We start from the raw sequence: 13552 nt of genomic DNA, 5'->3' as shown, positions 1-13552 counted from the left end.
CTTTGCCTGCCGGTTGCCGCAACTGCCGGTTGTGCGGCATCTGCCAAATACTGCCGGGTGCGGAAAGCGCGGGAGCCCGGACTGCGTTCCGCGTGCTGTCCGACAGTGGCGGAAGGTGCGTGTAAAAACCGCTTCGACGGTTGTCGCCGGTGCAAACTGTCGGTAAAATCCGCTCCTGTTTGCGCACCGATAGAGAATATTTTTATGAGCCTGATTAGTGCCATTCTGCCCGTGTCCCACATTATTCTGGATGCAGAAGTCAGCAGCAAAAAACGCCTGTTCGAACAGGTCGGCCTGCTGCTGGAAAACGAAGCGGGACTGTCGCGCGCAGAAGTGTTTGACTGCCTGTTCGCCCGCGAAAAACTCGGCACAACGGGATTGGGGCAGGGTGTGGCCGTGCCGCACGGCCGTCTGGCCTCGCTGAAAAAAGCCGTCGGCGTTTTTGTGCGCACACAGGAACCGGTGGCGTTTGATGCACCCGACGGCAAACCGGTATCGCTGGTGGTGGCACTGCTGGTGCCCGAAAACGCCACCGGCGAACATTTGGAAGTGCTTTCCAAGCTGGCGGCAAAATTCTCCGACAAAGCCGTGCGGGAAAGCCTGATGAATGCCGCCGCGCCGGAAGACGTGCGGCAGTTGCTGGCAGAAGAATAATATGCCGAGCATTTCCGTACGCCGTCTGTATCAAGACAACCAGCATAAATTGCAGTTGGCCTGGGCGGCCGGAACGGCGGGTGCGGACAACCGCATCGGGATTGAGGCCGACAAGCCCGTTTTGGCGCTGGTCGGCCATTTGAATTTTATCCACCCCAATCAGGTTCAGGTCATCGGTGCGGCCGAAGCCGAATTCCTGCGCCTGATGGAGTCGGGTATCGACAATATCGACGATTTGGCCACCATCGTCGCCAAAACCCGCCCGCTGCGCCAGATTCAGGCCGTAACGGAAGCGGGCGATTTCGGCAGTCTGTTCGACATTCCGATGTCGGCAGTGATTGTCGCCAACGGTCTGCCGGTTTCGCCCATGCTGCGCGATTACTGCCATACCAACCAAATCCCGCTTTTGACTTCCAAGCTGGAAAGCCCGCACCTGATGGACGTGCTGCGGATTTATCTGCAACGCACCCTAGCCGTTTCTACGGTCAAGCACGGCGTGTTTCTCGATGTGTTTGAAATCGGCGTACTGATTACCGGCCGGTCGGGTCTGGGTAAAAGCGAACTGGCGTTGGAGCTGATTTCGCGCGGCCACAGTCTGATTGCCGACGATGCGGTGGAAATCTACCGCACCGGCCCGGAAATGCTGGAAGGCCGCTGCCCTCCGATGCTGCGCGATTTTTTGGAAGTACGCGGTTTGGGCGTACTCAATATCCGCCATATTTTCGGCGAAACATCGATACGGCCGAAAAAAATGCTCCAACTGATTATCAACCTGGTACCTGCCGACGACGATTATATGAAGCAGCTCGACCGTCTGAGTATCCGCACGGAGACTGAGTCGATTTTAGATGTCAGTGTGCGCGCGGTCACGCTGCCGGTGGCGGTGGGGCGCAATTTGGCGGTGCTGGTGGAAGCGGCGGTGCGCAATTATGTCCTGCAATTGAGGGGCAAAGACAGCACGCGCGAATTTTTGGAGCGTCATCAGAACATGATGAAAGAGGACGGGAACCGCAGTGAAGATTATTCTGATTAGCGGTTTGTCCGGTTCGGGCAAATCGGTGGCTTTGGGGCTGCTGGAAGACACCGGCTATTACTGCGTGGACAATCTGCCGTTGGAACTGCTGCCGGATTTGGTGCGCCACCATATCGCCGGCGGCGGCGGGCAGAATCTGGCGGTGAGCGTCGATATCCGCTCGCGTCCCAATATCGGCCGTCTGCGGGTGCAGAGCCGTCTGCTGCGCCAAGGGGGGCACCGGGTGGAGCTGCTGTTTCTCGAAGCGGCCGAGGAGGTATTGCTGCGCCGTTTTTCGGAAACCCGCCGCAGCCACCCGCTCGCTGCCGAGAACGGATTGTCGCTTCAAGAAAGTCTGGTGCGCGAGCGCAAATGGCTGTGGCCGTTGCGGGAATGGGCGTACTGCATCGATACGTCGAAAATGAATGCGCAGCAGCTGCGCTATACCGTGCAGCAGTGGCTGGACAGCGGCCGAAACGGCCTGATGGTGGTACTGGAATCGTTCGGATTCAAGTACGGCGTGCCGTCAAACATCGATTTTCTGTTCGATATGCGCAGCCTGCCCAATCCGTATTACGATACCGCCCTGCGCCCGTTCAACGGCTTGGACGAGCCGGTCAGGCAGTATCTGGCCGCCCGGCCGGAGGCGGATGAAATGATCGGCGACATCGAACAGTTTATGCTGCGCCGTTTGGCGCAGTCGGCGGTGGAGAGCCGCAGTTATGTAACCATCGGCATCGGCTGCACCGGCGGCCAGCACCGGTCGGTGTATGTGGCCGAGGCTTTGGCCGAACGCCTGCGCCGGCATTATCAGGTGCTGGTGCGCCACCGCCAGCTGGTTCCGCTGCCGCGTGAGGCAGGCTGACAGACCCGACAGGTTTTTCAGACGGCCCCGGCCGCCAAGGCCGTCTGAAAAAGAAAAGTACAACGGAAAAATATGGCAATCCAATGGTATCCCGGCCATATGCACAAGGCCAAAAAAGCCATCATCGAACGCCTTAAAAGCGTGGATATGGTCATCGAAGTGCTGGACGCGCGTATGCCCGCTTCCAGCGAAAACCCGCTTTTGGCACAGCTGTCCAGGGACAAACCCAAGCTCAAAATCCTCAACAAACAGGATTTGGCCGATCCTGAACGCACGGATTTGTGGCTGGCCGCATTCAATGCGCGCGAACACACCCGTGCCATCGCACTGGACGCATCCGACCGTCAGGCCGCACAAAAACTGATTGCCGCCTGCCGCGCGCTGGTGCCGAACCGCAAAGGGGTGGACAAACCGCTGCGCGTATTAATCTGCGGCATTCCCAATGTCGGCAAATCCACCCTGATTAACGGCATGATCGGCAAAAAATCGGCCAAAACCGGCAACGAACCGGGCATCACCAAAGCCGAACAGCGTCTGTTTCTGGCCGACGATTTCTGGCTGTACGATACCCCGGGTATGCTGTGGCCGAAAATCATAGTGGAAGAGGGCGGCTATAATCTGGCCGCAGGCGGTGCCGTCGGCCGCAATGCTTTGGACGAAGAAGCAGTGGCCTTACAGCTGATCGACTATCTGCGCCGTCATTATCCGGCCGATTTGCAGGCGCGCTATGCGGCCGATAAAAACGAAAGCAGCCATTGGCACGATGAAGCCTGGCTCGAATGGATAGGCCGCAAACGCGGCGCGCTGCTCGGCGGCGGCCGCATCAATTACCAGAAAGCCGCCGAAGCCGTGCTAAGCGACTTCCGCGACGGCCATATCGCCCGCATCACGCTGGAAACGCCGAACCAGTGGGAGGCATGGCTGAAAGCCGCCCGCAGGAACGAAGCCGCGCTCAAAGCCGCCCGCGAGCAGCGCAAAGCCGAACGCAAAGGCGGGCACCGCCACCGGCCGCAGGAAGACGGAGAGGCCGTCTGAAAGCGGGGATACCGCTAACTAAAAAGAAAACGGAATAGCGAACGGGGAAACCATGAATCCACAACTTCTGCTGCGTATCGGCGATGAAGACGATATTGCAGCCATTGTCGAACTGCTCAATACCTGCTACCGGGGCCGCGAGGGTTGGACGACCGAAGCCGACATCATCGCCGGCGAGCGGGTGTCGGCAGAAGCCGTCGAAGCCATGCTGGCCGACAGACGGCGTTATTTTTTCGTATTCGACAATCTGCCGGGAGAAGCCGATACGCCGGGCAGTCTGCTGGGCTGTATTGTGGTGTGGCTGGATCCGGCCGCACCGGAGCGTACCGCCTGTGTCGAAATGGCGGCCGTCCACCCCGCTATCCAGCAGCAGGGCATAGGCGGCGAAATGCTGCGCCAAGTGGAAGATTTTGCCCGCCGCCATCTGCGCCAAGGCTGGATGAAAATGGAAATCGTCGCCGGGCGCGAAGCACTGCTGGCCTACTACCGGAGGCGCGGCTATCAGGCCACAGGCAGCGAGCGCGTGCTGCGCGATGAAGAAAACTACGGTTGTCCGAAAAACGGCAGCATCCGGATGATCGAGCTGGCCAAACGCCTGGACGGATAAGGCCGTCTGAAACCGTGCCGCCTGCCTGTACCGGTATCCTTTTTCAGGGTTGCCTGCTCCGGCGTTTCCGCAACAGGGCGGCCGAACCGCCGTACACCGTCCGGCCGCCGAAACCTGTTTTTCAGACGGCCTTCCGGCCGCAACCGACACATGAGCGACAAACTTTCCCCCGATGCCCTGATTGAAGCCGCACTGCTCACGCAAACCGAACCGTTGAGCGAAAAATCCATGCGCGAACTGTGCGATCCGCCGCTGTCGGCCGGCAAACTGATTGACGTGTTGGCCGTACTGAAAGCGCGCTGGCACGGACGTGCGCTGGAACTGATGCACACACACGAAGGCTGGCGTTTCCAAATCGCGCCGTCCGCATTCGAACGTCTGGGCAGTTTGCAGGAACAGCGTACGCCGCGCTATTCGCGCGCCGTGATGGAAACGCTGGCGATTATTGCCTACCAGCAGCCCGTTACGCGCGGCGATATTGAAGAGATACGGGGCGTGGCCGTATCGCAAAACGTCATGCAGACCTTGCAGGAGCGGGGCTGGATTGAAGTCATCGGCCAGCGCGACAGCATCGGGCGGCCTTCTTTATGGGCGACCACCGATACCTTTCTCAGCGACTTGCAGCTGGACAGTCTGGCCGAACTGCCGCCGCTGACCGAATTGGGCGAACTGGTGCTGCCCGATTGGGTCGAATCCGCAGATGGCGGTACGGCAGAGCCGGAGGGGACAACGGCAGCATGATGCCGGATACGGCCGATGGTTTGCCGGTTGTACCAGATGCCGGCTAAATCCGGCCGCATCAAAAACGATAGGCCGCCGGCCGGCATTTCAACCGTCCGTACAGAAACCACACTTTGCCTGACGGCAGGGTTTTCAGGAAATGAAACAGATGTCCAAAAAAACAATCAGCAAGCGCGAATGGCGCGACGGTACGGCATCCAAGCCGAAAAAAGCAGCCGTGAAAAAAACGGCGGCCGAGAGGCCGTCTGAAAGCCGTGCCCAAAAGGGTTTTCAGACGGCAGATACCCCAGTGAAAACGCCCGCCGCGCCCAGGCAGCGGGCGGCCAAAGCCAAAAAACTGGTGGTGCGCAATCCGAACCGCAAAATCATGGAGCGCGCGCGCGATTTGAAGGAAAAACGCGCCGATTTGTCGCGTTTTGCGCCCGAGCGGCTGCAAAAAGTACTGGCCGCTTCCGGTGTCGGCTCGCGCCGCGAAATGGAAGAGTGGATCGGCAACGGCTGGGTCACGGTAAACGGCCGCGTGGCCGCTTTGGGCGACAAAATCACGCCCGATGATCAGGTAAGCGTAAAAGGCAGTCCGATCAAACTCAAATGGGCCGACCGCCTGCCGCGCATCATTCTCTATTACAAGCAGGAAGGCGAAATCGTTTCGCGCGACGACCCGCAGGGGCGCGTGAGCATTTTCGACCGTCTGCCGCAGACGGCCAGCAGCCGCTGGGTGGCCATCGGCCGTTTGGACATCAATACCAGCGGCCTGCTGATTCTCACTACCTCAGGCGAGCTGGTGCAGCGTTTTGCCCACCCGAGTTTTGAAGTCGAGCGAGAGTATGCGGTGCGCACGCTGGGTGCGCTGACTGCGGATCAAATCCGCCTGTTGACGGAGGGTGTGATGCTGGAAGACGGTTTGGCCAAAGTCGAGCGCATCCGCGAGAACGGCGGCGAAGGCGTGAACAAATGGTACAGCGTGGTGATTAAGGAAGGCCGCAACCGCGAAGTGCGCCGTATTTTTGAAAGTCAGGGGCTGACCGTCAGCCGCCTGGTGCGGGTGGGCTTCGGCCCGATAGCCCTGCCGAACCGCCTCAAACGCGGCCAGTTTTACGAGCTGAACCCGGCGGAAGTGGCCAATATCGTCAAATGGGCGGATATGCCGCTGCCGGGCGAGCGCCGCCGCCGATAAACCGCTTTTCACGTTGAGCCAGGCCGTCTGAAAACGGCTGTACCCTGCCGGATACTGTTATGATCGAACTGAAAAACCTCAGTCTGCAACGCGGCCTGAAAGTGCTGCTGGAACAGGCCTGCCTCACGGTCAATCCCGGCCGCCGTGTCGGACTGATCGGTAAAAACGGCAGCGGCAAATCCAGCCTGTTTGCCCTGATAAAAGGCGAAATCGCGCCTGATGGCGGTGACGTGCTGATTCCCAAAAACTGGAGAATCGCGGCTGTGGCGCAGGAAACGCCCGCGCTGGACTGCTCCGCCTTGGATTATGTGTTGCAGGGCGATGCCGAATTGCAGGCATTTCAGACGGCCTTGGCGGCAGCCGAAGCGCAAAACGACGGTATGAAAATGGCGGAATATCATGCCAAACTGGAAGAAATCGATGCCTATACTGCGCCCGCCCGCGCGGCCAAACTGCTGAGCGGTTTGGGCTTTGCCCAGGAAGAGCACGCCAAAAGCGTCAAAGCCTTTTCCGGCGGCTGGCGGATGCGCCTGAATCTGGCACAGGCGCTGATGTGTCGCGCCGATCTGCTGCTGTTGGACGAACCGACCAACCACTTGGATTTGGAAACCGTGCTGTGGCTGGAAAACCATCTGGCCAATCTGCCGTGCACGCAAATCATTATTTCCCACGACCGCGACTTTCTCAACGCCGCCACCGACTGCACCGTTGAACTCTCCGGCCGGAAACTGACCCTCTACGGCGGCAATTACGATTTTTATCAAAACGAGCGCGCACAGCGTCTGGCGCAACAGCATTCGGCCTATGTCAAACAGCAGGCGCACATCAAGCATTTACAGTCGTTTATCGACCGCTTTAAAGCCAAAGCCACCAAGGCCGTGCAGGCACAAAGCCGCATGAAAGCACTGGCCAAGCTGGAACGCATCGCCCCCGCGCATCTGGACAGCGAGTTTCAGTTCAGCTTCGATAATCCCGATCATCTGCCCAATCCGCTGCTGAAACTGGAACAGGCCGATTTGGGCTACGGTGCGGCCACAGTACTGCACAACATCACGCTGTCGCTGGAAAGCGGCGCGCGCTACGGCCTGCTGGGCGTGAACGGCAGCGGCAAATCGACCTTTATCAAAGCCTTGGCGGGCGAACTGGCTGTCCAGAGCGGACAGATGGTCAAAGCAGACAAGCTCAATATCGGCTATTTCGCCCAACACCAGCTCGACACCCTGCGCGAAGACCAAAACCCGCTGTGGCATATCCGCCAACTGTCGCCCGAAGCGCGTGAGCAGGATATCCGAAATTTTCTGGGCGGTTTCAATTTTGCGGGCGATGCGGCGCTGCAAGCCGTCGCGCCGTTTTCCGGCGGCGAAAAAGCACGGCTGGCGCTGGCGATGCTGGTGTGGCAGAAACCCAACCTGCTGCTGCTGGACGAGCCGACCAACCATCTGGACTTGGATATGCGCCACGCGCTCACGCTGGCCTTGCAGAGTTTTCAGGGCGCGCTGATTGTCGTCTCGCACGACCGCAGCCTGCTCGAAGCCACCACCGACAGTTTCCTGCTGATTGACGAAGGCCGTCTGAAACCGTTCGACGGCGATTTGGACGACTACCGCCAATGGCGGCTGGCACGCGAAAACGCCGCCGTGCCTGCCGTGTCGGCACAAGGACGGGACCGCAAAGATGCCAAACGGCAGGAAGCGCAGATGCGGCAGGAAAAATCGCGCCGTTTGAAACCGTTGCAGCAGAAAATCGACCGGGCGGAAAAAGAAATGGCCAAGCTGGCGGAGATTCAGACGGCCTGTGAAGCCTTTCTGGCCGACGAAACGGCTTATGACGAAGCCAATAAAGCGCGTTTGCAGCAGGTGCTGGCCGAATTGGCCGATGCCAAAAGCCGCGCGCAGCAGCATGAAGAAGACTGGCTGGCGTGGCAGGAAGAAAGTGAGCGGATTGCGGCCGAAATCGAAGCGTTTTTTTCGGCCTAGCGTTTTTCGGTCTGATGACGGAGGGGCGGGGTATGGAACGGATCGGTTGGGTGTGGCTGGGCTGTTTGCTCAGCCTGCCGGTGCAGGCGGCGGTGTACCGCTGCGAAAGCGGCGGCGTGACCGTGTATACTTCGCGGCCGGGCGAAAACTGTTACCGTACCGCTCTACCGCCGATCGGCAGTTACCGGGAAATTCCGCCTCAGGCACACCGGGCACGCAGCCGTGCCGGCATACCGCCGCCCGTTTCCGGCAGCAGGCCTGAGCTACCCCGCAGCGGGGCACGCACAGACAGCCGCCGTCAGATTTTATTGCAGGAGCTGGCTGACGAGCAGCGGGCGGCAGCCGAGGCACAACAGGCACTGGCCGATGCTTCGGCCAGCGGCGATGCGGCACAGATACGGCTGTGGCGCGGCCGTTTGCAGGACAGACGGTTGAACCTGAAAGCATTGGCGCGCGAAATCGGCCGCCGTTAGCCGTCTTGACACCGCACGGCGGCATGGTACAATTCAGCCCGTTTTTGCCGCAGGCCACTTCATTGCACGTGTCAAACCGCCGGCCTGTCTGATGTTCCCGTTTCTGCTTTATCCTGTCTGTACAGCATTTCCGTTATATACCGATACTGTGGCCGCAAACGGCCGTCCGTCTTTTTTCAGACGGCCTCGAAAGCCGGTTTCCGTGCCGTCCGGTCCGACTGAATCTGTCCAACCCAACCAACCGATTTTTTTATGCACGTTTCCGAACTCCAAACCCAACACATTTCCCAACTTCTGGCACAGGCCGAACAATTAGAAATCGAAAACGCCAACCGGCTGCGCAAACAGGATCTGGTTTTTGCCATCGTGCGCCAGATGATGAAGCAGGGCGAAAGTTTCACCTGTTCCGGCACGCTGGAAATCCTGCCCGACGGTTTCGGCTTTCTGCGCAGTGCCGATACATCGTATCTGGCCGGCCCCGACGATATTTACGTTTCGCCCAACCAAATCCGCCGTTTCAACCTGCACACGGGCGACACCATCGAGGGCAGCGTGCGCGTACCCAAGGACAACGAACGTTATTTTGCGCTGGTGCGGCTGGACAGCATCAACGGCGACCACCCCGAAGTGTGCAAACACAAAATCCTGTTCGAAAATCTCACGCCGCTGTTTCCTACCAAGCAGTTCAAACTCGAACGCGACATCAAGGCCGAAGAAAACATCACCGGCCGCGCCATCGATTTGGTATCTCCCGTCGGTTTCGGCCAGCGCGCGCTGCTGGTGGCACCGCCGAAAACCGGTAAAACCGTGATGCTGCAAAACATTGCCCACGCCATTACCGCCAACTATCCCGATGTGGAGCTGATTGTTTTGCTGATCGACGAGCGGCCGGAAGAAGTTACCGAAATGTCGCGCAGTGTGCGCGGCGAAGTGGTGGCCTCCACGTTCGACGAACCGGCACAGCGTCATGTGCAGGTGGCCGAAATGGTGATTGAAAAAGCCAAGCGTATGGTCGAACACAAAAAAGACGTGGTGATTCTGCTCGATTCCATCACCCGCCTGGCGCGCGCCTACAACACTGTGGTGCCCGCATCGGGCAAAATCCTCACCGGCGGCGTGGATGCCAATGCGCTGCACCGCCCGAAACGCTTCTTCGGCGCGGCACGCAATGTGGAGGAAGGCGGTTCGCTCACCATTATCGCCACGGCATTGGTGGACACCGGCAGCCGCATGGACGATGTGATTTTTGAAGAGTTCAAAGGTACGGGCAATATGGAGCTCAACCTCGACCGCCGCATCGCCGAAAAACGCGTCTTCCCCGCCATCAACATCAACAAATCGGGTACGCGCCGCGAAGAGCTGCTGGTACCCAACGATCAGCTCCAACGGATGTGGCTGCTGCGCAAGTTCCTGCATCCGATGGACGATTTGGAAGCCACCGAGTTTCTGGTGGGCAAACTCAAAGCTTCCAAGGACAACAACGATTTCTTTGAAATGATGCGCGGCAAATAAGCCTTTAAAACCATACAGGCCGTCTGAAAACCGTAAAATGCGGATTTAGACGGCCTTCATGCTGCTAATCCGCTAAAAGAGGGAAGAGTCGGAATATGCCGGATGTAGGAATCCGGCCGGTTTTTCCTGCCAAGTACCGCATACGGCAAGGCCGTCTGAATCCGCATTTTACGGTTTTCAGACGGCCAGAATGTTTTCGCTTTGCTTCTTTTGCCCGACAGATTCCGATCTGAATCTGTCGGATTCGAGAATCCGACCTACTTTCCGTTTTCCGTATCGGGCGGTCTTCGCTGTCGGAACAGATATGTAGGTCGGATACTCCGTATCCGACTTGTCTCCTTATCTCTGATGCAGATTCGGGTCTGCGGCCTTCCGCACCGGACGGCTCTAATCGGTGTACGGCATCCGCGTGACAAAACGCCGAAAAACGGCGGCGGGCCGGTGTCCGGTCATGACTGCAAAACAGGCAGCAGCCAAACGGGGCAGAAACAGAAAGCCGTGCGGAACACGGAGGGTTTTGGAACACCGTTGCGCGGCTAACCCGTTTACATCTGCCGGCCGGGTGTCAAAGGTTGCCCGAAAAGGTGTTAAAAACCGCGCGGTTTAATAGGTTTTGAAAGTCCGTTGTGCGGTGTGAAACGGTAATGGAGAGAATGGCAGGAAAGCAGCGGATTGGCCGCGCAGGGTATCAGCCTGCGGCCTGCCGTTGTGCCGCTTTGCAGGCTCATGTAAGATTCGGTGTATGAATCCGCAACCGCCTGCTTCCGTAAAAGACCCAATCGGCTCCGCCTGGATGGTGGCGGCCGCTTTGCTGTTTACCTTAATGAATTTATGGGTGCAGGAAGCCGGCCGCCGTTTCGGTTTCGGCAGCGGAGAGCTGGTATTCTGGCGGATGCTGTTTTCCGCTTTGGTGCTGGGGGCGTGGGCGGTGCTGCGCAAAAAGCCGTTGGCGACGCCGCATATGCGCGCGCATTTGAGCCGCAGTCTCTCCGGCACTTTGGCGATGTTCGGTATTTTCTATGCCGTGGTGCATCTGCCGCTGGGTACGGGGGTAACGTTGAGTTATACCTCGTCGCTGTTTCTGGCGCTGTTTTCGCTGCTGGTTTTGAAAGAGCGTATCCGTACGGCAGACGGCCTGCTGCTGGTGTCGGGCTTCGGCGGCGTGGTGCTGCTGTTGCAGCCTTCTTTGCAGGGCGGTCAGGAATGGGCGGCGCTGGCCGGGTTGGGCGGCGGGGCATTGGCCGGTTGGGCGTATATGCAGGTGCGCGAATTGTCTTTGCTGGGGGAGCCGGCCTGGCGGGTGGTGCTGTATTTTTCGCTGGTGGGGACGCTGTTTTCTGCATTGTGGGCATGGCTTGCGGGCTGGCAGCTGCCGCCGGTACAGTCGCTGCCGTATCTGGCGGGTATCGGTGCCGCCGCGCTTGCGGCACAACTGGCCATGACGCACGCCTACCGCGTGGGGCGGAAGTTTACCGTATCCGCGCTGGCGTATCTGACTGTTGTGTTTTCGTCGCTGGCCGGTATGTTTTGGCAGGGCGACCGCATTGATGTGATGGAGTGGATGGGTATGGCCGTTATCGTTACATCGGGTATTTTGGCAGCATGGTACGGCAAGCGGCCCGATGCTGCGGAAAAACAGAAAGACAAAGGAACATCAACATGATTCAGGAACAGTTAAACGCATTGGTCTGCCCCGATTCAGACGGCCTGTTCGGCCGTCACGGCGGCAAAATCGGCCACCCTGAGCTGGCACGTGCGCTGGCGGAAATCGAAACGGGTTTCCGGAAAATAGTCTGCGATGCGGATTTTATTGCACAAATGCAGCGGCTGCGTACCACTTATGTCGGCCGCCCCAGCCCGATTTATCATGCGCGCACGCTGTCCGAACGCGGTGCGGACATTTATCTGAAACGCGAAGACTTGAACCACACAGGCGCGCACAAAATCAACCACTGTATCGGCGAAGTCTTGCTGGCGAAAAAGCTGGGCAAGAAAAAAGTGATCGCCGAAACCGGTGCGGGACAGCACGGCGTGGCCTTGGCGACTGCCTCGGCGTTATTGGGTTTGAAATGCGAAATCCATATGGGCGTGGTCGATATGGCCAAAGAACACCCCAATGTGTCGCGCATGAAGATTCTGGGTGCGGAAATCGTGCCGGTATCGGCGGGTGCGGGTACGCTGAAAGAAGCAGTGGACAGCGCGTTTGCATCGTATATGGCGCAGTTGGACGACAGTATGTTTGCCATCGGATCGGTGGTCGGCCCTGCGCCTTATCCCGAAATGGTGGCTTATTTCCAATCCATTGTCGGCCACGAAGCGCGCGAACAGTTTCAGACGGCCTACGGCGGCCTGCCGGACGAAGTGGTTGCCTGTGTGGGCGGCGGCTCGAACGCGCTGGGCTTGTTCAATGCCTTTATCGACGACAAAGATGTCGCGCTGGTAGGCGTCGAACCGGCAGGCGAAGGGCTGGACAAACCCGGCCGCCACGCCGCCACCCTGACTTTGGGCAAGTTCGGCCATATTCAGGGCTTCAACTGCTACTACCTGCAAGAGACCGACGGCACCCCTGCCGCCGTGCATTCCATTGCTTCCGGTTTGGATTACCCCGGCGTCGGCCCGCAGCACTGCCATCTGAAAGACAGCGGCCGTGCCCGCTATGAAACGGTCACCGATGCGGAATGTCTCGATGCCTTTATGGTTTTGTCGCGCGAAGAGGGCATTATTCCCGCGCTCGAATCGTCGCACGCCGTGGCATACGCATTGCGCCGTGCAGCCGAATTGGGGCCGGGCAGACGGTTGCTGGTCAATCTGTCGGGAAGGGGTGACAAAGACATTGATTTTGTGCTGGAACGGTTGGCACAGCAGACGGACTGACGGATAGGCACAACAGAGAAAGGATAAACGAATGTTGAAAAAATGGACGGCTGCGGCCGTATTGAGCGTATCGCTGCTGAGCGGCTGCGGATACAACACCATGCAGACCCAAGACGAGGCGGCCAATGCCGCATGGTCGGAAGTGCTGAACCAGTACCAGCGGCGCGCCGATCTGATTCCGAATCTGGTCAATACCGTCAAAGGCTATGCCGCACACGAAGAACAGGTATTCACGGCGGTCACCGAAGCGCGCAGCAAAGTAGGCAGCATTCAGATGACGGCCGATGATGCGGCCGATGCGGACAAACTCAAACAGTACGCACAGGCGCAGGGCGAATTGAGCAGCGCGTTGTCGCGTCTGCTGGTGGTATCGGAAAACTATCCGCAACTGAAAGCCGATCAGAATTTCCGTGATCTGCAAGCCCAGTTGGAAGGCACGGAAAACCGCGTCGGCTTGGCGCGCAACCAGTATATCAAGGCGGTTCAGACTTATAATACGACGCTGCGCCGGTTCCCGCAGAATATCACCGCCAAGATTTTCGGTATGCAGCCGCGCCCGCAGTTTACGGTGGAAAACGAAGCGGCCGTTTCCAATGCACCCAAAGTACAGTTTTGATTTTTCAGAC

Annotated in this window: 13 protein-coding genes; all 13 read left to right on the top strand. The window is 58.6% G+C overall.

The features are described 5' to 3' along the window. Positions 1–204 precede the first annotated feature (204 nt). The gene (gene ptsN, locus ORY85_RS03815; protein WP_274571281.1) at positions 205–654 is read left to right on the top strand and encodes a PTS IIA-like nitrogen regulatory protein PtsN; all 450 of its coding nucleotides are present in this window, start codon (positions 205–207) and stop codon (positions 652–654) included. A gap of 1 nt (position 655) precedes the next feature. Continuing rightward, complete coding sequence (hprK, locus tag ORY85_RS03810; RefSeq protein WP_274571285.1) at positions 656–1687, top strand: HPr(Ser) kinase/phosphatase; 1032 nt, start codon at positions 656–658, stop codon at positions 1685–1687. Beyond that, entirely contained in the window at positions 1668–2531 is an 864-nt protein-coding gene (gene rapZ / locus ORY85_RS03805; protein WP_274571286.1) for an RNase adapter RapZ, read from the top strand. Before hprK ends, rapZ begins: the two co-directional genes overlap by 20 nt. A gap of 72 nt (positions 2532–2603) precedes the next feature. Then, positions 2604–3566, top strand: coding sequence for a ribosome biogenesis GTPase YlqF (gene ylqF, locus ORY85_RS03800; RefSeq protein ID WP_274571287.1), 963 nt, complete (start codon positions 2604–2606; stop codon positions 3564–3566). A gap of 52 nt (positions 3567–3618) precedes the next feature. Beyond that, entirely contained in the window at positions 3619–4173 is a 555-nt protein-coding gene (locus ORY85_RS03795) for a GNAT family N-acetyltransferase (RefSeq protein ID WP_274571288.1), read from the top strand. Between the two features lie 150 nt (positions 4174–4323). After that, complete coding sequence (scpB, locus tag ORY85_RS03790) at positions 4324–4914, top strand: SMC-Scp complex subunit ScpB (protein WP_274571289.1); 591 nt, start codon at positions 4324–4326, stop codon at positions 4912–4914. 139 nt (positions 4915–5053) lie between these two features. Further along, positions 5054–6091 (top strand): pseudouridine synthase, encoded by a 1038-nt coding sequence (locus tag ORY85_RS03785; protein WP_405030341.1) that lies wholly within the window; start codon positions 5054–5056, stop codon positions 6089–6091. A gap of 59 nt (positions 6092–6150) precedes the next feature. Beyond that, entirely contained in the window at positions 6151–8067 is a 1917-nt protein-coding gene (locus ORY85_RS03780) for an ATP-binding cassette domain-containing protein (RefSeq protein ID WP_274571291.1), read from the top strand. 32 nt (positions 8068–8099) lie between these two features. Next, entirely contained in the window at positions 8100–8540 is a 441-nt protein-coding gene (locus ORY85_RS03775; RefSeq protein WP_274571292.1) for a DUF4124 domain-containing protein, read from the top strand. Positions 8541–8792: 252 nt separating this feature from the next. Further along, complete coding sequence (gene rho, locus ORY85_RS03770) at positions 8793–10052, top strand: transcription termination factor Rho (protein WP_274571293.1); 1260 nt, start codon at positions 8793–8795, stop codon at positions 10050–10052. Between the two features lie 742 nt (positions 10053–10794). Beyond that, positions 10795–11715 (top strand): DMT family transporter, encoded by a 921-nt coding sequence (locus ORY85_RS03765; protein ID WP_274571294.1) that lies wholly within the window; start codon positions 10795–10797, stop codon positions 11713–11715. Continuing rightward, the gene (gene trpB / locus ORY85_RS03760; protein ID WP_274571296.1) at positions 11712–12926 is read left to right on the top strand and encodes a tryptophan synthase subunit beta; all 1215 of its coding nucleotides are present in this window, start codon (positions 11712–11714) and stop codon (positions 12924–12926) included. The genes ORY85_RS03765 and trpB overlap by 4 nt, the downstream gene beginning before the upstream one ends. A gap of 31 nt (positions 12927–12957) precedes the next feature. Next, the gene (locus ORY85_RS03755) at positions 12958–13542 is read left to right on the top strand and encodes a LemA family protein (protein WP_274571297.1); all 585 of its coding nucleotides are present in this window, start codon (positions 12958–12960) and stop codon (positions 13540–13542) included. Positions 13543–13552 lie beyond the last annotated feature (10 nt).

This window comes from Neisseria leonii, assembly GCF_028776105.2.
Taxonomy (GTDB): Bacteria; Pseudomonadota; Gammaproteobacteria; order Burkholderiales; family Neisseriaceae; genus Neisseria; species Neisseria leonii.
The sequence above is the reverse complement of the archived record's forward strand: the minus strand, read 5'-3'. Positions and strand labels throughout refer to the sequence as shown.